The organism is Roseovarius halophilus (ex Wu et al. 2025), from assembly GCF_047086965.1.
Map to the genome: position 1 here is coordinate 58,576 of NZ_JBKOTX010000003.1, position 19,180 is coordinate 77,755.

The window sequence follows — 19,180 nt, forward strand, 5'->3', positions numbered from 1 at the left end:
GGCTGGGACATCGGTATCGCGTCGGCCCGGGACGGGGCCGGATCCGGTGCGGAAATCATGTGCGGCCGATCCCCGAGTTGCCGCAATCCCGTCAAAGCGAGGCCCGATCCCCGCGGTAGGTATTGCACATGACCCATGCCAGCGCCCTGTCGGAAACCACCCGCACCGACCGCAATGAGAACCTGCCTTGCACGGTCGATGTCTGCATTCCGGTCTTCCGCTCCGATCCAACCGCCCTTGTCAGGCAGCTCGCGGAACAGGACGGGGCCGTGCGTACCGCGTTGCGGATCTATGACGACGGATCGGGCGATGCCGCATTGACGCGGATGATGGAGACGGCGCTGGCCGACTACCCGGGGCCGAGCACGCTGATCGAGGCGAAGCGGAACAGGGGCCGCGCGGTGGCACGGAACGCGTTGCTGGCAGCGGCGGAAAGCGATTGGCTGCTGCTGCTGGACAGCGACATGCGGATTGACGGGACCATGTTCTTGAGCGCCTACCGCAAGGCGGCGGACGAACAGGGCGACCCGTGTTGCATCGTCGGCGGGTTCGCGATCGACCGGCACGGGGTCACCGCATCGACGCGGCTACACGCGATGCAATCGCTGGCGTCGGAGTGCCTGCCGGCGCGCAGGCGCGCGGCAGACCCGGCGCGCTATGTCTTTACCTCGAACATCTTCCTGCACCGCGCCATACCCGAGGCGGTGCGTTTCGATGACCGGTTCAAGGGCTGGGGTTGGGAAGACGTGGACTGGGGGTTGCGCATCAGCCGGCAATTCCCTGTTTTGCATATCGACAACCAGGCACTGCATATGGGCCTTGACACGGCATCGGACGTGATCGGGAAATATGCGGAATCCGGCCCGAATTTCCTGCGGATGCTGGAGAACCACCCCGACGCGGTGGCCCGGATGCCGGTTTACCGCTGGGCGCGGCGGCTGGCAGGTTTTCCGGGCCGGGGGATGGTGACCGCCACGGCGCGGGCCTTTGCTTTGGCGGAGGTGATGCCGGCGCGGCTGCGACTGGTCGCGCTCAAGCTCTATCGCGCGGGTCTTTACGGCGAGGTCCTTCATGACAGCGATCGGTAATGCCTATGAGCCCTCACGCGGGGTCATGCGAAGAATCGGGCGGAAATGGACAGCCCTGCGGCGTGTCGCGCCTTTGACGCGGGACGTGCCCGGGTTCTGCCTGTCCATCTGCTTCGACGATGTGCCGGTGTCCGCGGCAACCGTCGGGGCGGAAACCCTTGACCGGCACGAAGTGGCCGGGACATGGCACATCGCGACCGGCCTGTTTGGCACAACGGGGATAAGCGGTGAGATCGCGGGCCCCGGCCATGTGCGGGGCTTGGCGGACTCGGGGCACGAGGTGGCGTTGCACGGCCATGCGCACGAAGACATGAGCCGGATGACCCCTGACGCCGCGCTGGCCGACATCGCGCGCAATCGCGCGGCACTGTCCGACCTGCTGGGTCATGCCCCGAGCGGCCATTTCGCCTATCCCTTTGGTGCGACGACGCTGGCCCTGAAGAAGCGGCTGGTGGGCGAGGTGACATCGGCGCGCGGGGTGCTGGCGGGGCGCAACGGGGCGCGTACCGACGCCATGCAGCTTGCCGCGCATGACCTGCGACCCGATCCGCGTACGGTAGCCCGCGCGCGGGCGGCGATGGCATCAGCCGCGCAAGGGGGCGGCTGGATCATTCTGTTCACGCATGACGTGACGCCCGAGCCGAGCCCCTACGGCATCAGCCCCGAAACCCTGGACAGGCTGATCGCCGAGGCGAAAGCGCTTGGGGCCATGATCCTGCCGACAGGGCAGGTGTGGCGCCGGCACATGACCGGCGCGCACGAACAGGCGGCCACCGATCCCGCCGATGTCAGAGCACGTAACGGCTGAGGTCGGCAGACTTCATCAGCTCGCCGAGGTTGTCATCGACGAACGTCGAATCGACCGTCACGGCTTCGCCGGTCCGGTCGGGCGCGGTGAAGCTGAGTTCCTCGAAAACGCGTTCCATTACGGTGTAGAGCCGCCTTGCGCCGATATTCTCGATCGTCTGGTTCACCTCGGCCGCGATGCGGGCAAGCGCGGCGATCCCGTCCTCGGTGAATTCGACCTTCACGTCCTCGGTGCCCATCAGGGCGCTGTACTGGCGGGTCAGGGCGTTGTCGGTTTCGGTCAGGATGCGCACGAAATCGGATTCGGTGAGCGCCCGCAGCTCGACCCGGATGGGCAAGCGGCCCTGCAATTCGGGCAGCAGGTCGGAGGGCTTGGCGATGTGGAACGCGCCGGAGGCGATGAAAAGGATATGATCGGTTTTCACCGGGCCGTGCTTGGTGCTGACCGTCGTGCCCTCGATCAGGGGCAGCAGGTCGCGCTGCACGCCCTCGCGCGAGACATCGCCACCGCGGATTTCGGACTTGACGCAGACCTTGTCGATCTCGTCAAGAAAGACGATGCCGTTCTGTTCGACCGCGTCGAGCGCCCGCTTGTTGACGGCCTCGTCATCCAGCAGCTTGTCGGCCTCTTCACCGATCAGCGTTTCGTAGCTTTCGGCGACGGTCATGCTCTTGCGGGTGGTGCGCCCGCCGAAAGCCTTGCCGAAAAGGTCGCCCAGGTTCATCATGCCCATCTGGCCGCCACCCGGCTGGCCGGGAACGTCCATCATGCCCATCGGGTTGGAATTGTCGGCGATATCAAGCTCGATCACCGTGTCGTCGAGCAGCCCGCCGCGCAGCTTCTTGCGGAACATCTCGCGCGTGGCGTCGCGGGCGTCTTCGCCGGCGATGGCGGCGATGACGCGGTCCTCGGCGTTCTGGTGGGCCTTGGATTTCACATCCTCGCGCATCCATTCGCGGGTCTGGGCGATGGAGCTGTCCACCAGATCGCGGATGATCTGCTCCACGTCGCGGCCGACATAGCCCACCTCGGTGAACTTGGTCGCCTCGACCTTGATGAAGGGGGCGCGGGCCAGCTTGGCGAGGCGGCGGGAAATCTCCGTCTTGCCGACGCCGGTGGGGCCGATCATCAGGATGTTCTTGGGATACACCTCCTCGCGCAGGTCATCGGGCAGCTGCTTGCGCCGCCAGCGGTTGCGCAGGGCGACGGCGGTGGCGCGCTTGGCCTCCTGCTGGCCGATGATGAAACGGTCGAGTTCGGAAACGATTTCGCGTGGCGTGAGGTCTGTCATTTCGAGATGCTTTCCACCGTCAGGTTGCCGTTGGTGTAGACGCAGATGTCGGACGCGATGGCCATCGCCTCGCGCGCGATCTGTTCGGCGGTGCGGTCGCTGTCCATCATGGCGCGCCCGGCCGCGAGGGCATAGTTGCCGCCCGAGCCGATGGCCGTGACGTTGTGCTCGGGTTCCAGCACGTCACCCGCGCCGGTGATCACGTAAAGCTGATCGCCATCGGTGACGATCAGCATCGCCTCCAGTTTTTGCAGGTACTTGTCGGTGCGCCAGTCCTTGGCCAGCTCGACACAGGCGCGCTGCAACTGGCCGGGGGTGGATTCGAGTTTCGATTCCAGCCGTTCCAGCAGGGTGAAGGCATCGGCGGTCGAGCCGGCGAAGCCTGCAACCACGTCGTACCCGCCGGGGGACAGGCGGCGGACCTTGCGGGCGCTGCCCTTGATGACCGTCTGGCCGAGCGTCACCTGCCCGTCACCGGCGACGACGACCTCGCCGTTCTTTTTCACGCCGATGATCGTGGTGCCGTGCCAGCCGGGAAATTCGCTTGTCATGCAGCCTCCGTTTCGCTTGCGCCTATATGGAAGGGGTGCGCGCGGGGCGCAAGGGGCCGGTCAGCCCAGCATGTCGCGCGTCACCTGCCAGAAGATGCGGATGCCCGGCGCGATCAGCTCGTCGGGGAAATCGTAATCGGGGTTGTGCAGGGCAGGGTGATCGGTGCCGGCACCCAGAAACAGCATCGCGGCGTGCGCGTGGGTGCCGAAAAGGCCGAAATCCTCGGAGGCGCGCATGGGCAGGCCGGTGCTGTCATGGGGCAGGCCCAGCCGGTCAAGCGCGCGGGCGAGGATGCGCGTCGCCTCCGGGTCGTTGTCGCACTGGTGGAACACGTCGTGATAGGCGCGGGAAACGGACAGGCCATGATCCCGTGCGGCATCGTCGAGAAGCGCGTGAGCGCGGCTGCAGAGCCTGTCCATCCCGTCATCGGTAAGCGTGCGCAGCGTGGCCATGAGCGTCGCGTCGCCCGGGGCGATGCCGAAGGCCGGTTCGCCCATCCGGGCATGTGTCACGGTGACAAGGGAAAAATCGGGATCGTGCGGCGCGCCGTGGCCGAGCGCCATCAGCGCGGGCATCACACGGCAGAGCGCCGCCATGGGCGAGGTGCCGTTCTCGGGTTCCGAGGCATGGGCGGATTTGCCGGTGAAGGTGGCGCGCAACCCGCGCGAGGCGCAATTGACCGGCCCGGAGACGAGCGCCACCCGACCCGTTGGCAGACCGGGGCGATTATGCAGCGAAAAGGCGAAATCGGGTGAAACAGACCCGAATTTCGGGTCAGCAAGCACGGCTGCCGCGCCGGCGCCCGTTTCCTCGGCCGGCTGAAAAAGCAGCACGACGCGCCCATGCCGGGGCCGGTGCCGCGCCAGCAGCCGGGCAAGGCCGACAAGGATCGACATGTGCCCGTCATGCCCGCAGAGATGGCCCTTGCCCGCGACCTCGGACCGGTGGGGCGGTGTGCCTGTTTCAACGATCGGCAGCGCGTCGAGTTCGCATCGAAACAGGATCGTCGGGCCGTCTGCCGCGCCGTCGAAACAGGCGGCGACGCCATGACCGCCCAGACCGGTCAGGATGCCGTCAGGCGCGAGCGCGGCAAGGTCGGCCGCGATGCGGTGCGCTGTCTGATGTTCCTCGCCCGATAGTTCGGGCTGGCGGTGCAGCGCGTGGCGCAGATCGGTCAGCGCGGCTATATCGGCATTCGTCAGGTCCATGGCCCTTTTTCACCTGTGATCGGGCAAAAGAAAAGGGCCGCCGAGGGCGACCCTTCCATCGTGTCCGGTATCATGTCCGGGGTCAGATGCTTTCCTCGATCCAGCTTTGCAGCGCGGCCTTGGGGGCGGCGCCGGTCTTGTTCGACACGACTTGACCATCCTTGAAGATAAACAGGGCCGGGATCCCGCGGATGCCAAGGGCGGCCGCGGTGTTGGGGTTACTGTCAACATCCACCTTGGCGACCTTGATCTTGCCATCCATTTCGCTGGACAATTCCTCGAGCGCGGGGCCGATCTGTTTGCACGGGCCGCACCATTCGGCCCAGAAATCGACCACGACGGGGATGTCGGCATTCTTCACTTCGGTATCGAAGGTATCGTCGGTTACGGCAACGGTGGCCATCAGGCTGTCTCCCACAGGTTCAACTTTCAAGCATTCAACGTATGGAGCGCGCCGCGTGGCGTCAAGCTGGCGGCGTGTCCTGCAGAACTTTCGTCACGCGATCGTGCGGCAGCCGCATGAGCGTGGCTGTCCGTGTCCAGAGCAACGCGGTGCGGATGGCGCGATCCGGGTAAATCTGTGCCAGTGCTGCCGCGTAGGCGCCCATCTGGCGCAACAAGCCTTCGGGGCAGTGATCCGGCGTGTCGGGCACCATCGCGTTGGTCTTGAAATCCACGGCCAGCACGTGATCGTCGCGGACAAGCAGCCGGTCGATGATGCCGTGAACGCGCCGGCCCCCCAGCTCCGCCAGCGTGGCGGAGACCGGTACCTCGGCCAGTGCATCGGTATCAAACAGAGGTTGAAGCGTGGGTTTGACCAGCACTGCGCGCGCCTCGGCCAGCAGCAGGTCGAGCTCACCCCCGGTTGCCGCATCCTCGCCGCGCGACAGCAAATTGCCTGCCACGCGCGGCCAGTCGTCCGGGCTGACCTGCGGCAGGAATTCCAGAAGCCGGTGAACCTGCCGGCCGCGGCGCTTGGCGGCGTCTTCATCAAGGCCGCGCTCCCCGGGCAGGGCCTTGGCGCCACCCAGCTCGGACGGGCTGAGCGTTTCGGCGCGCGGGGCGAGGGGCGCAGCCGGTTGGTGCAGGAATCCGGGAAATTCAGCGGTGGGCTGATCGTCGGGTGTTTCCTTGATTTCAGACCCTGTTTCGGCCCAATCTTCATGTTGAAGCCTCAGGCCGGCGCCGAGGGCGAAATCATGTTCAACCGCGCCGGCCCGGTCGAGGCCCGCGTTAATCTTGCTGTACCACGACTCCCCGTTCGTGCCGATATCCCCGGCGGCGCCGACGATCAGCCATTTTTCGGCGCGGGTCATCGCGACGTACAGCAACCTGTCACGTTCGGCCCGTTCGGCCGCCTGTATGTGATCCGTAACCTCGGTGAGCACGCTCGGCGATTCTTCCTTCGGCATGCGCCAGAGAGCGGTGCCGCCCGCTTCGCCAAGCTGGGGATTGTTCCGCAGGGGGCGCTGGGCGGTATCGGGCAGGATGACGACGGGCGCTTCCAGCCCCTTGGCCCCGTGCACCGTCATCACGCGGATGCGATTGCCCGCGCTGTCGAGCTGGCGCTTGATCTCGGGGTCATCGCTTTCCAGCCAGACGAGAAAGCCGGTAAGACTGTCCACCGCGCGGGCTTCATAGGCCATGGCCTGCGACAGAAGTGCGTCTATCCCGTCCTCGGCCTCGGGGCCGAGGCGCGCCAGCAGGCGACGGCGGCCGTCGTGGCGCGTCAGGACGCGTTCGATAAGGTCATAGGGGCGCAGGTAATCCGCCTGATCCAGCAGGTCGCGAAGAATGGCAAGCGTTTCGGGGAAATCCTCTGCGCGGTTGCGCAGCGCGGTCCAGAGGTATTTTTCATGGCGTCCCTGCGCGAGGTCGTAAAGATCGGCCTCGGACCAGCCGAAAAGCGGAGACTTGAGCGCGGTGGCCAGTGACAGGCTGTCTTCGGGCGTTGCGAGAAAGGACAGAAGCGCGGCAATGTCGCGCACGCCAAGTTCCGTTCCCAGTTTCAGCCTGTCGGCCCCGGCGATGGGCAGCGCGCGGTTCTTGCATTCGCGTATCAGTTCGTGAAACAGATCCGACCGGCGCTGAACGAGGATCAGGAAATCGCCCGGCTGCACGGCGCGGAAGCCTGTGGCGCTTTTCTCGTCGGGGATCGCGGTGGCATGATCGACCATGTCGCGGATCGTATCGGCCACGTGGCGCGCCAGCAGGATGGCCGGGTCGTTATTGGCCTTGACGTCGACGGGGGTGAACCATTCGGGCTCTTCTTCCTTTTCGGGCTTCTCGATCACGGGCCAGAGATCGACCCGGCCGGGCAGCGCCTGCTTGAACGCCTTGTGAGACCTTTTCTGCCCGAAACCACCGCCGCCCGATGCATCGAAGGTGGCATCGACTGCGTAAAGAACGGCATGCGACGATCGGAAGGAATATTCCAGGTCAAGTTGCTGAAGCGGGGGGCCGGTCGCCGAGAGACGCTGGGCAAAATCCGCGCGCATCCTGTCGAACGCGCCCGGATCAGCGCCTTGGAACGAGTAGATCGACTGTTTCTTGTCACCTACCACGAAGATGGTGCGTGCCACGTCCGGGCGTGCGCCCTCACCGCTGGTGAATTCCTGTGTCAGGCGCTCGATGACCTGCCATTGTTCGGGACTTGTATCCTGCGCCTCGTCCACGAGGATGTGATCCAGCCCGCCATCCAGCCGGAACAGTACCCATGCCGCCACGTCGGGGTCGGTCAGCAGGTCACGGGCGCGCAGGATCAGGTCGTCGAAATCCAGCAGGCCGCGCGCCTGTTTTTCCCGGTCGTAGAGTTTCAGGAAAAGCGCGGCAAACTCGTGCAACGCGCGCGTCTTGTCGATCGCGGCAAGCGCGAGGCGCGTTTCCCGGGCGGCGGCGACACGCCGCATCCAGTCGTCAAGTTTTCCCTCCAGCGGTCCGAGTGTCTTGCGCAGGGCCTTGGTCGGGAAGGGTTGCCGGGTGATCCCGGGCAACTTGGGTTCGAACGCGTTGTCGCCGGATTTCAACAGGAACACGTCTTCGAGCATGGGCAGGGACGATGCCGATGGTGCTGTCACCTGTGACAGGGTCTCGCCAGCCTTGCGATCGTTCGCCCCGCTTGACAGGAGGGCTGGAACCAGATCGTTGAGCAAATCCTGTTCATCGCCCAGAAACACGTGCCGGGTCAGGGTGTCGGGATCAATTTCCGCGGGCTGGCCGAAGATCCCGGCGAGCGTTCCGTGGTCAGGCGGCTGCTGCAGGGCCGTTCGGTGGCGGGTGATCTCGGCCGTGAGCTCATCGAGAGACTCGCCGGTGAAATGCCGCGCCACGGCATCGAGCACGGGCGCCTCGGGGCTTTCGGCGATGTGCTCCACGATTTCCGCGCGCAGTCGGGTGGCGGTGCGTTCCTCCATCTCGGCGAATTGCGGGCTGACACGCGCCTCGAGCGGGAAACGCCGCAGCAGCGCGGCGCAGAAGGAATGGATCGTCTGGATCTTGAGCCCGCCGGGCGTTTCGATGGCCCGCGCGAACAGGCGGCGGGCGTCGCGCAGCGTGTCGTCGGATACCGCGCCTTCGACCCCCAGATCGTGCAGGGCGTCGCGCAGCCGGTCATCGGCCAGCATGGCCCACGCGCCGAGGCGGCGAAAGAGCCGGTTCTGCATCTCGCTCGCGGCGGCCTTGGTGTAGGTCAGGCACAGGATGTGCTGTGGATCGACACCGTCGAGCAGCAACCGCGCCACGCGGTCGGTCAGAACGCGGGTCTTGCCCGATCCCGCATTGGCGGCAAGCCAGGTGGACCGCGCGGGCTGCGCCGCGTCGATCTGGCGCTGTGTGGCGTCGTCACGTATCATGGCCAAGCCTTACCGGGGTGGGAACGTCGGTTATGTCCCATTCGCCGAACCTTGCAAGCTGGTCGTAATCGCCTTGGTCGCGGGCGGTGTGCGGCGCGCGCCGGGCGACGAACCCCTTGTCGGGATCCATGTAGGCGGCGACGAGCTGGGCGAATTCGCGCCAGATCTTGTCGGGCGGTTCCTTGTCCAAGGGTGCCGCCGCCTCCTTGCCGGTGCCGCCCAGCCCGATGAAGACCGCGCGGGCCACCTTGCCCGCCGCCAGAGCGCCGAAGCCGGCCTGTTCGGCAATCGCGGCTTCCAGCAAGAGCTGCTTGTCGAAATGGGTCTGCTCTTTGGCGCCGGGCGGTGTGCCGGTCTTGTAATCGTAGATGTGCAGGTTGCCGGCGCGGTCGATGTCGATCCGGTCCGCGGTGGCGGTCAGCGTGAAAGCCGGATCATCGAGCGTGGCGCGCCCCGGCTCTTCGAGAGCGGCCGGCGATGCGGCGGATCGGCGGGTTTCCTCGCCCTCGATGAACCAAGTCGAAATCCGGTCGAGGCGGGCCTGCCAAAGCGCGCGGGCCTCGGGCCACGGGACGTTTTCGGCCAGAACAGTCCCTGTGACGGCACGCAGATGCGCCGGCGTGCACAGATCCGGGTCGTCGCGTGTTTCGCGGATGAACCGCTCAAGCACGCTGTGAACGACGATACCGCGTTGGAGCGCATCGGGTACCTTCATCAGCGGATCGAGCGGCTTGAGCCCGAGCACGTGCTTGGCATAGATGGCATACGGATCACGGATCAGGCGCTGGATCTCGGTCACCGAAAGTTTTCGGGGCCGTGCCGTGACCGCCGGGCAGGGCGCGGGGCGGGGTGCCGGGGGAGTTTGGCCCGGGGCTTCCAGCATGGCCGCCCGGTCGAGCCATGCCCGACCCCGTGCCCGCATGTTTTCCAGCGCGGTATCGCCCCCTTGGGCGGGCAACCCCGAAAGCAGGTTCTGCATGCGGTTCAGCCATCGCGAGATCACGGTTTCCGCATCGTCGGAGCGGACCGCGCGGGTGAGCCAGACCTCGGGTGCGGCAACGGCCTGCTGGAAGTCATGCGCCGACAGGCCGATGCGCCTTTCGGGCAGTAACAGACCCGCCTGGTGACGCAGCGTGCGGTTGAGCCACGGATCGGGGGAGGGCATTTCCGGCCAGCTTCCTTCGTTCAGGCCAGCGAGGATCAGCAGATCCGCGCCTTGCACGCGCGCCTCGAGCGTGCCCCAGATCAGGATATCGGGGTGGGGCGTATCGGGGTTGCGCACTTCTTCGCCCGACAGCAGGCGATGCACGAGGCTGCAATAATCCATCGCCCCCATCGTGCCGCCATGGGCGCTTTCGCGGGTGAGCGTGACCATGACATCGCGCGCATCGCGCCCGGCCTCGCCCTGCCAGAGCTTGCTTTCGCGGGTGTCGATACAGCCGCGCGCGATGGCTTCGGCCAGTTCCAGATGGGTGTCGGCAAGCGTATCCAGCGGCATCTCGCCATCACGGTGCTGCCCGGTGATATGGGTGCAGACCCAGTCGGCCCATTGCGGGGCAAGCGGCGTTTTCTGCTTGGCGGCCCATGCACGGATATCGTCGGCCGCGGGATGTGGCGGGCCGTGACGCCGAAGGTGCAGTTCCAGTTCGCGGGTGAGCAACAGGTGCGTGCCCCGCTTGGCCCCGGAATGGGTGATCGGATGCTTGAGCAGCGTCAGCAGCGTGTCGGCGCCCAGCCTTTGCCGCAGCAATTCCGCCACGTGGCGCAGGAAGCGGCCCGGCGGTGACAGGTGCAGGGGCATTCCCGCGCTGTCATCGGGGACGATTCCCCAGCGGTCCAGCGCCGCCGTGACGCGGCGCGTCAGCGTTCGGTCAGGCGTGATGAGCGCGGCTGTCTGGCCCTCCTCCGCCGCTTGGCGCAGGCGCATGGCGATGGCCAATGCCTCGCGCCGGCTATCGGGTGCTTCGAGCAGCGTGATGTCGCGCGTCGCGCCCGAGATGTCATCCAGCCCGGGGCCATCGGCCAGCCATTGATCCGTCACCGGCGCGGGCCGCAGCGCGAGCGAAACAAGACGGTTGCGCGCGGGATTGGCCGGGGCGGCGTCGGTCCATTCTTCGACGTCCGCCGGCGTCAGCCCCAAGCCGTGCAGAAGGTGGTGGAAACGGTATTGTGGGTGATCCTCGGATAGTAGCGGATCGTTCATCGACCGCCAGACATCGGCGGGCATGTCGAAATCGAAGCCGGGCAGGACAACGGCGCCCTGTGGCAGCTCTGCGACCGCGCGCATCAGCAGTTGCGTGGCCCCGCGCGAACCGGTGGAGCCGGCAAGGATCACGGGGTGCGCCGGGGGATGGCGTTGCCATCGGTCGATGATGTGTTCGACCACCATGCGCTGCCGGGTCTCGATATCCGGGTCCGATTGATCGCGGTCGAAATAGTGTCTGACAATGCCCAGAAAGGCGAGACTGCGCGCCCAGTGGCCGGATTGATCCTGCACGTCCAGCGCGTCGATCACATCCGGGGAGACGCCTTCACCGTGCATTTCGTCGAGCAGCGCCGCAAGGCTGTCCGTCAGATCGAAAAGCGCGGAACGCGGGGCAAGACCGGGCTGCCCTTCCAGAAGCCGGGCGACCAGTTGTGCCAGTTCCAGCCGTCGGCGCAGGGGCGGAACCGGATCGGGAATATGGGCGAGATCCCAGTGTTCGCCGAGATCGGTCACGAGCCCCACCCGCGGCAGCAGCTGCGCGGGGCCGTTGTCGAAAAGCGTCCGGATCCGGCGACCCATGCGGCGGGTGTTCACGATGAGCTGAACGCGCGCCAGTGCGTCGGGCGGGTATGCCCCGCAGCGTTGGGTCAGCCCGTCAACAAGCGCGCGGGGGAAATCCACCCCCGGCGGCAGGGCGAAAACGCGGGGCTTTTCGGCGGCGTCAAACATCGCCGCATCCAAGCATGGATTCGGCCAGTGCGATAGAGGCCGGCCGGCCCACATCGCACCACTTGCCGGGGTAGAGCGTGGCGTGAAACCGGCCTGTTTCGAGTATCCGGTCCCAAAGAAGGTTGAGCGAGAATGATGACCCGGGAACGTCGTGCAGCCGGTCGGGTCGGATGATCTGAAGCCCGGTATAGACGGCACCCGGGCCCCGGGTGGCACGGCCGTCGACATCGATCGAGAAATCGCCATCGCCGGCGTGACCGAGGGCATTGTCACGCCGAACACAAAGCAAGAGTGCATCCATCTCGTCGGGGCGCCACGCGGCGGCAAGGTGCGCGAGCGGATTGGGCCCGGACCAGACGGCATCGGTGTTCATGGTGAAGACCGGGCCGGGGCCCAGAAGCGGCAGGGCGGCCCGGAGCCCGCCACCGGTTTCGAGGATATCGGGCGTTTCGTGCGACAGCGCGACACCCCGACCGGCCAGATGCTCGCGCAGCGGTTCGGGCTTGTAGTGCGTGTTGGCGACGATGCGCGCCGCCCCGAACGCCGTGACATGGTCAAGCGCATGGTCGATCAGCGGGCGGCCGGCGACCTCGACCATCGGTTTGGGCCGGTCGCGGGTCAAGGCGCCCATGCGGGTGCCGAAGCCCGCGGCGAAGAGCATCACTGCGCCGGGATGGTCTGGCATTGGTCCTTGAGCCGCTGGAGGATGGCAGGGGTCGGGGCGGGCATGGCGGCATGCACGCGCGTGGCAAGCGTCGACAGGCCCGGCGCGGCCAGATCGCGTTCAAGCAGGCCCCAGACACGGGGCAGCATGTCGATGTAATGCGCTTTGCCGTCGCGCAGGCAGAGCCGGGTGAAAACCCCGATGATGCGCAGGTTGCGCTGCGCGCCGAGGCAGGCATACGCCGCCCTGAACGCGTCGTCGTCCACGCCGGTGGCCGTGATGTACCGCGCCAGCATCCTGTCTTCGGTTTCGGCGGGCACGTCGCGCCGGGCGTCCTGAAGGAGCGAGACGAGATCATAGGCCCTGTGGCCCCGCATCGCGTCCTGGAAATCCAGAAGCCCGACCCGGGCTGTTCCGGTGCGATCGGGGAGCCACAACAGGTTTTCCGCGTGATAATCACGCTGGATCAGCACGTCCGCATCGGGCGCGTCGTGGTCCAGCGCGGCCCGCATGGCGCCTTTGAACGCCGTATTGTCCGTGGCGTCGATGCCTGTTGCGGCGGGCAGGTACCAATCCCATGCAAGCTTGGCGAGATCGCTCATCAAGGATGTGTCGTAGGGGGGCAGACCGGATGGCGGCGGGACCTCGTGAAGCCGGGCCAGAAGGTCGGTCGCGCAAGAATAGAGACTGTCCTCGGCCCCGGGGGCCCGCTGGACGACGCGGGCGAAAAGATCGTCGCCCAGATCCTCCAGCAGCAGCAGCCCTGCTGCATCGTCCCATGACAGCAGCCGTGGCGCGCTGAACCCGTGTGACTGAAGGTGGCCGGCGATCCGCATGAAAGGACCGATATCCTCTCCCCGGTCCGGCGGCGCGTCCATCAGGACCGATGTTTCGCCCGTATCGGCGCGCGACAGGCGCAGGTAGCGCCGGTTCGACGCGTCGCCGGCCAGCGGTGCGCGTGTCGCGTCGGCCCAGCCTGCCTTGTCCAGAAAACGGGAAATCAGCGCATCACGCGTCGTCATTCAGGCAATCCAGTCTGCTGTTCCAGCGCGGGTCGGTCCAGTGCAGTACCAGATCGCGGCGGTCGTCGCCATGGGGCACGGAAAACGTCAGTGTCAGGGCGTCACCGGGCACCATGTCGCCAAGGCAGTCCGGCCATTCGACAAGGCAGATCGCGTGTTCGAACGCCTCGGACAGGCCCAGCTCCTCGAGTTCGGACGTATCGCCGAGGCGGTAGAGATCGGCGTGCCATATTTCACCGGCCCGGCCATCGTAAGTTTGCACGAGCGTGTAGGTCGGTGACGGCACGTCCTCGTGGACAGACAGGCACTCTAGAATCACGTTGCGCGCGAATTGTGTCTTGCCCGCGCCGACGGGTCCGTCAAGCAAAAGAACATCGCCCGGTTCCAGGCGCGCCGCGATGCGCCGGGCCAACGCGGCGGTTGCCTCGGGCGAGTCGAGCCGGAATGTCAGGTCACGGGCGGTCATGCCGCGAATTTACAGGCCCTGCCGTGACCTGCAAGCGGCTTGGGCTCAGGCCGGTGTCGCGTGGCGGATAAGCTGGTGAAGGGGCTGACGGCCCCGGATCATCAGCATGGCCGCACCGCCGTTCAGCCCCGCAAGCTGACAGGAAACCGTATCGCCGTCAGGCAACGGCACCTCGCCTTGCAGCGTCTCCCGTCCTGCCCGTGTGCTCAGCCAGCGGCGGGCGTCGTCCCAGAAATGCGTGTCTGGAAGTTTTACCTGGCAGGTGGCGAAGAGGTCTTCGGCGTGCATGTCCGCGAAACTCGTTTCGGGATCGACCCCGAGCAATTGGCGGCACGCGCGGTTGCAGAAAAGCAGTATGTTGTCGGAGCCTATCACGGCGATTGGAGAGTCGAGCAGGTCCATCACGTTCTCGCGCATCTCGAGCTGGGCGCGGAAACGGCGGGTCAGCGAGATCTCGGCCGATATGTCCTCGAACAGGAAAGCGACGGCACCGTCGGGATGGGGGCGGCCCGAGACGCGGAATGTCGTTCCGTCGGGCAGGGACCAGGTTTCACGGTAGGCGCCGCCGGCCGCGCTCTGGACCATGTCGTTGATCCGCGCGCGCCACGTCGCGTAGTTCTTTGGTTCCGGCATCACCTGCCGGTCACGCAGTTGGTCGAAGAAGGATATCAGGCCCGGCCGTGCGCTCAAGAATTCGGCAGGAAGCCCCGTGTGGTCGATCAGTGCCGGATTGAACAGCGCAAGTCGCCTGTTCCTGTCGAAAACCACGAGCCCGGTCGTCAGGGTCGCGAATGTCTTTGTGAGGGTCTGGACGAATTCACGCTGGACCGTCTCGGCGTGCACAAGGCCCGTCACGTCGGTCGCGAAGTGCAGCAGGTAGTCGTCATGCCGCCGCGTTTCGACGTCGAACCAGTGCTGATCCGGTGCGCCGATATCGTCCGCGGAAACGGTGACTCGGTGCTTTGCGCTGGTGTCCGTCGCATCGAGGCCGGACATGGCCTTGAAAAGCGGATCGCCGTGACCGGTGAGCGCGGTGCAGGCATCGTTGCGCCACATGACGTCGCCGGCCGCATCGGTGACCCAGACCGGATGGGGAACCTGCCGCGAAAGGCCGGAAAGCAGTGCCTTGTCATGCCGAAGCCCGTAGGCATCCTGCGCGCAGCTTGCATCTGTCGGCGACGGGTCGGACAGGGTGACCCGCGTTGACCGAGCCTGCGGACGGATTGACAGTGTCGCGCCATCGTCGGGATCCGTGGCGTGATAGGTGGTTTCACCCGGTCCTGCATCGGGCAGTGTCGCGGGCAGGTCGGCAAACCGCGGCGCGAGCCAGTCACGCAAGGCAGGCCATTCGGGCTGGACCCCGTTTTCCGTTATCGACGAAAAGGCAGCCGCGTCGGTATCGACCAGCTTGTCTTGTTCAAGAAGGAAATGAGCCGGGGCATGAGCCCCAGTCGCCGCGCCGGGACGCGTGACGTCGCGACTTGCCGTTCGGCCCAGTGCATAGAGCACCAGGAACGCGACAATCCCGCAAGCGGCGAAGACAAGGGGCCACGCCCAGAGTGACAGATTGATTTCGGGCATTCGGCCCCTCGACAGATGGTTCGGGCGCCGAGCATCGGGGGCGTTGGTTAACCGCGGGTTAATCCGCGGACGGTTCGGGTGTGGATGGGTTCGTTCTGGCCGAGCGCGCCGTCGGCCGCGCGGTCAGGTGGCTCCATGTGGTGCCGCGGCCACGTGACTTCGACGAAGGCGCCGCGGCGGTCGGATCGCTTGGCGCTGCCGGCGAAGGAATCGGCGCCGTTCGCGAAAGTCAGGTCGGCGCCGGACCGTTCAAGCAGTGTTTTCGCGATGAAGAGACCCAGACCCATGCCTTCGTACTCGGGGCGGCGATGATCGATCATCGATGTCCGGCGCCGCATGAAAGGATCGCCGATGCGCCCGAGAAGGTTGGGCGGATATCCCCGGCCGTCATCCATGATCCGCACGGTGATCGTGGTCGCGGACCACGAGCTTTCGATCCAGACATTGGCGCGCGCGAAATCGACCCCGTTCTGGATCAGGTTGCGCAGCCCGTGGATGACCTCGGGGCGGCGCAGGACGGTCGGCTGCGTCGGGTCGGCGCTCGGTTCGGGGCCATGCTCGAAATGAATTTCCTTGCCACGCTCCAGATGCGGATCGGCGGCTTCCTCGATCATGGCGGACAGGGGCGTGCGGCGCAGGTGCAGATCATCCTTGCCGGCGCGGCCCATCGACCGCAGGATATCGCGGCAGCGGTCGGCCTGATCCCGGATCAGCAGGGCATCGTCGTGCAGGTCTTCGTGATCCGTGAGTTCCTCGGCCAGTTCCGAGCTGGTGAGCTTGATGGTGGCAAGCGGTGTTCCCAGTTCGTGCGCCGCCGCGGCGACCACGCCGCCCAGATCGGTGAGCTTTTGTTCCCGCGCAAGGGCCATCTGCGTGGCTTGCAGCGCATCGGACATCGCCCGCATTTCCGTAACCATCCAGCGCGAATAGACACCGAGGAAAATCACCGCGATGACGATGGCCGCCCAGTTGCCGAAGCGAAACAGCTCGGGCACTTGCAGCACGAACCCGTTTTCGGTGCGCAGGGGCAGGTGAAACTCGATGAGCAGCGACACGATGAGGATCGCGGCAATGCCCAGAAAGACCGAGGACCGAGAGCTCAGCGCCGATGCCGAGACGGTGACCGGGCCGACGATGAGGATGGAAAACGGGTTGTTCAGCCCGCCCGTGAGATAGAGCATCGCGCCGAGTTGCAGCATGTCGAACAGCACGACAAGCAATGTCTCGGTTTCGGAAAGGCGTTTGTTCTCGGGGAACACGAAAGCGGCGACAAGGTTGCTGACCACCAGAAAGCCGACGACGAAGTAGCACCAGCCGATTTCGAGGCTGAGGCCGTAAAACCGCTGCGCCACGACCAGCGCCGTCAGCTGCCCCGCGATGGCCCACCAGCGCAGCAGAACCAGTGTCCGGAGCCTGATCCAGTTGCCCCGCCTTTGTGAATCCAGAAGCCCGGATGAAATGTCGGTCATTGATCGGCAGCCCCTGATTGCATCTCGTGCGCGCGTGGTTAGATAGATGAGAGGATGCACCAACCCGGCAGCTTATCAAGAGGTAGTGATGACACGGATAATCGCCCTTGCCGCCGGCGCCGCGATCGTGGCGCTTGTCGGAGTCATTTACATGGTGACAATGTCCGGCAATGGTGACGATCAATTCGCCGAATGCCGGGGGTCACAGGTGGCCGGCGGCGGCGAGATCGGCGGGCCTTTCACGCTGGTCAGCGAAACCGGTGAAACGGTGACGGACCAGGACGTGATCGACAAGCCGTCGCTGATCTATTTCGGCTATACTTTCTGCCCGGACGTTTGCCCGCTTGACGCCGCCCGCAACGCCGATGCCGTCGCGCAGTTGCAAGAGCGCGGCACGATGGTCAAGCCCGTCTTCATCTCAGTTGATCCCGCGCGCGACACGCCCGAGGTAGTGGCCGAGTTCACGGATTACTTGCACCCGCGGATGCTGGGCCTGACCGGGTCGCCGGAACAGGTGAAGGCGGCCAGCAAGGCCTATCGCACTTATTACCGCAAACAGGAACCTGCGAGCGGCGACGAGGAGTTCTACCTCGTCGATCATTCGACATTCACTTATCTCGTGTTGCCTGATCACGGGTTCGTGGATTTTTTCCGCCGCGAAGTCACTGCCGAAGATATGGCCGAGCGTGTGCAATGCTTTGTCGACCGCGCCGACTGAGCCGGCGGATTTGACGCAGGTGGTCGCGCGGGCTAGACATTTCCGGGGCAGGCGCGCGTTACGGGAGGACGGAAGGCATGGGTGAGGACCCTCGATTTATCGGTGACGACAGGTCCCTCCTGTTGGTGGATGATGACGACGCGTTTCTCAAGCGTCTCGCCAAGGCGATGGAAAAACGGGGCTTCGACGTCGAGACCGCCGAGTCGGTCGCTGCCGGGCAGGCGATTGCGACGGCGCGACCACCGGCCTATGCCGTTTGTGACCTGCGGCTGGAGGATGGCAACGGGCTGGATATCGTCGAGATCATCCGCGAAAAGCGCCCCGACAGCCGGGTCGTCGTCTTGACGGGCTACGGCGCGATCGCCACCGCTGTCGCCGCCGTCAAGATCGGCGCAACCGATTACCTGTCGAAACCGACAGATGCGAAGGACATAACGGATGCCCTGCTGGCGACGGGGGACGAATTGCCGCCACCGCCTGAAAACCCGATGAGCGCCGACCGGGTGCGCTGGGAACACATCCAGCGTGTGTACGAACTGTGCGATCGCAATGTCAGCGAAACGGCGCGGCGGCTGAACATGCATCGCCGGACGCTGCAGCGCATCCTTGCGAAACGCTCCCCGCGCTGACGACGCCGATCCAGGGATTACGGGATTTCGGCCAGTAACGCACCATGGCGGTCGATATAGGCGCGTCTTGTCTCGAGCGGCGGGCGCAGGTGCAGGTCGAGCCCGACAATCAGCGCCGGGTCGGGCCGGCCGAAGAACCGGTTTGCCTCCGCCTCGGAAAAACCGGCAAGGCGCGTCGCTTCCATCCAGGCGCTGATCTTGTCGGCCTTCTTGATCCGGCGCTTGACCGTCTGCGGCAGCACGGCGGGCAGACCGAAGCGTATGTGGATCGCCGCGGCGAGTCTTTTTTCCAGTTCATCATAGCCGGGGCCGACGGCGGCCTTCACCGGCGAAATCATGTCGCCGATCACGTATTCGGGCGCATCGTGCAGCAAGGCTGCCAGCCGCCATTTCGGTGCCGCCCGCGAATCCATCCGTGAATAGAGCCGTTCCACCAGCAGCGAGTGCTCGGCGACCGAGTAGGCGACATCGCCCTCGGTCTGGCCGTTCCAGCGCGCCACGAAGGCAAGGCCATGCGCGATGTCCTCGATCTCGATGTCAACCGGGGTGGGATCCAGCAGGTCGAGCCTGCGGCCCGAAAGCATCTTTTGCCAGGCGCGGGGTTGGGGCACGGCGGAACTCCGGTTGGACGCACGGGATGTTTGCGGGTGGTATCCGGCCTGCCGCGGCTTTGCAAAGGGCTTGCATCCGCGCCATGCAGCGACGTTCCCGGATTGCCGACAGGCTGACCCGGTGCTATCTGCCAACCCGAACCGGGTTTCAGGGAATCATTACCATGACGCAGGACTACGTGATCAAGGACATCTCGCTTTCGGATTTCGGCCGTCGGGAGCTTGACATTGCCGAGACGGAGATGCCGGGTCTGATGGCGCTTCGGGCGGAGTACGGGGATGCGAAG

The 19,180-nt window shown here is 65.7% G+C and carries 17 protein-coding genes; 5 read left to right on the forward strand and 12 right to left on the reverse strand.

What is annotated here, in order from left to right; genetic code table 11:
- Positions 1-128: 128 nt before the first annotated feature.
- Positions 129-1,088, forward strand: a complete 960-nt coding sequence (locus tag ACH107_RS01130; RefSeq protein ID WP_412504279.1) for a glycosyltransferase family 2 protein — start codon at positions 129-131, stop codon at positions 1,086-1,088.
- A complete protein-coding gene (locus ACH107_RS01135) occupies positions 1,072-1,896 on the forward strand; it encodes a polysaccharide deacetylase family protein (RefSeq protein ID WP_412504280.1) in 825 nt (274 codons plus the stop codon). Before ACH107_RS01130 ends, ACH107_RS01135 begins: the two co-directional genes overlap by 17 nt.
- On the opposite strand, the gene hslU is transcribed toward ACH107_RS01135, so the two are convergent.
- The 11 genes from hslU to regB form a co-directional block, all read right to left on the reverse strand.
- Complete coding sequence (gene hslU / locus ACH107_RS01140) at positions 1,877-3,187, reverse strand: ATP-dependent protease ATPase subunit HslU (protein WP_412504281.1); 1,311 nt, start codon at positions 3,185-3,187, stop codon at positions 1,877-1,879. The genes ACH107_RS01135 and hslU overlap by 20 nt on opposite strands.
- Positions 3,184-3,738 (reverse strand): ATP-dependent protease subunit HslV, encoded by a 555-nt coding sequence (gene hslV / locus ACH107_RS01145; RefSeq protein ID WP_412504282.1) that lies wholly within the window; start codon positions 3,736-3,738, stop codon positions 3,184-3,186. Before hslV ends, hslU begins: the two co-directional genes overlap by 4 nt.
- Before the next feature lie 60 nt (positions 3,739-3,798).
- A complete protein-coding gene (locus tag ACH107_RS01150; RefSeq protein ID WP_412504283.1) occupies positions 3,799-4,947 on the reverse strand; it encodes an amidohydrolase in 1,149 nt (382 codons plus the stop codon).
- 82 nt (positions 4,948-5,029) lie between these two features.
- Positions 5,030-5,350 (reverse strand): thioredoxin, encoded by a 321-nt coding sequence (gene trxA, locus ACH107_RS01155; protein WP_412504284.1) that lies wholly within the window; start codon positions 5,348-5,350, stop codon positions 5,030-5,032.
- Between the two features lie 61 nt (positions 5,351-5,411).
- Positions 5,412-8,798, reverse strand: coding sequence for a double-strand break repair helicase AddA (gene addA / locus ACH107_RS01160; protein ID WP_412504285.1), 3,387 nt, complete (start codon positions 8,796-8,798; stop codon positions 5,412-5,414).
- Complete coding sequence (gene addB / locus ACH107_RS01165; RefSeq protein WP_412504286.1) at positions 8,788-11,733, reverse strand: double-strand break repair protein AddB; 2,946 nt, start codon at positions 11,731-11,733, stop codon at positions 8,788-8,790. Before addB ends, addA begins: the two co-directional genes overlap by 11 nt.
- Positions 11,726-12,418 carry a nucleotidyltransferase family protein gene (locus ACH107_RS01170; RefSeq protein ID WP_412504287.1) on the reverse strand — a complete coding sequence of 231 codons (693 nt, stop codon included), beginning with the start codon at positions 12,416-12,418 and terminating at the stop codon, positions 11,726-11,728. Before ACH107_RS01170 ends, addB begins: the two co-directional genes overlap by 8 nt.
- A complete protein-coding gene (locus ACH107_RS01175) occupies positions 12,394-13,419 on the reverse strand; it encodes an aminoglycoside phosphotransferase family protein (protein ID WP_412504288.1) in 1,026 nt (341 codons plus the stop codon). Before ACH107_RS01175 ends, ACH107_RS01170 begins: the two co-directional genes overlap by 25 nt.
- Positions 13,406-13,885, reverse strand: a complete 480-nt coding sequence (tsaE, locus tag ACH107_RS01180; protein WP_412504289.1) for a tRNA (adenosine(37)-N6)-threonylcarbamoyltransferase complex ATPase subunit type 1 TsaE — start codon at positions 13,883-13,885, stop codon at positions 13,406-13,408. The genes ACH107_RS01175 and tsaE overlap by 14 nt, the downstream gene beginning before the upstream one ends.
- Positions 13,886-13,930: 45 nt before the next feature.
- Complete coding sequence (locus ACH107_RS01185; RefSeq protein WP_412504290.1) at positions 13,931-15,466, reverse strand: PAS-domain containing protein; 1,536 nt, start codon at positions 15,464-15,466, stop codon at positions 13,931-13,933.
- A gap of 47 nt (positions 15,467-15,513) precedes the next feature.
- Positions 15,514-16,935 (reverse strand): sensor histidine kinase RegB, encoded by a 1,422-nt coding sequence (gene regB / locus ACH107_RS01190; RefSeq protein WP_412504291.1) that lies wholly within the window; start codon positions 16,933-16,935, stop codon positions 15,514-15,516.
- Between the two features lie 88 nt (positions 16,936-17,023).
- Here regB and ACH107_RS01195 point away from each other — a divergent pair, with 88 nt between their 5' ends.
- Complete coding sequence (locus tag ACH107_RS01195) at positions 17,024-17,653, forward strand: SCO family protein (RefSeq protein ID WP_412504292.1); 630 nt, start codon at positions 17,024-17,026, stop codon at positions 17,651-17,653.
- 77 nt (positions 17,654-17,730) lie between these two features.
- A complete protein-coding gene (locus ACH107_RS01200; RefSeq protein WP_412504293.1) occupies positions 17,731-18,282 on the forward strand; it encodes an ActR/PrrA/RegA family redox response regulator transcription factor in 552 nt (183 codons plus the stop codon).
- Between the two features lie 17 nt (positions 18,283-18,299).
- Here ACH107_RS01200 and ACH107_RS01205 read toward each other — a convergent pair whose 3' ends face one another.
- Positions 18,300-18,893, reverse strand: a complete 594-nt coding sequence (locus ACH107_RS01205) for a hypothetical protein (protein ID WP_412504294.1) — start codon at positions 18,891-18,893, stop codon at positions 18,300-18,302.
- A 164-nt stretch (positions 18,894-19,057) separates the two neighbouring features.
- On the opposite strand from ACH107_RS01205, the gene ACH107_RS01210 reads away from it, so the two are divergent.
- A partial coding sequence (locus tag ACH107_RS01210; protein WP_412504299.1) for an adenosylhomocysteinase occupies positions 19,058-19,180 on the forward strand: 123 nt, incomplete at its 3' end.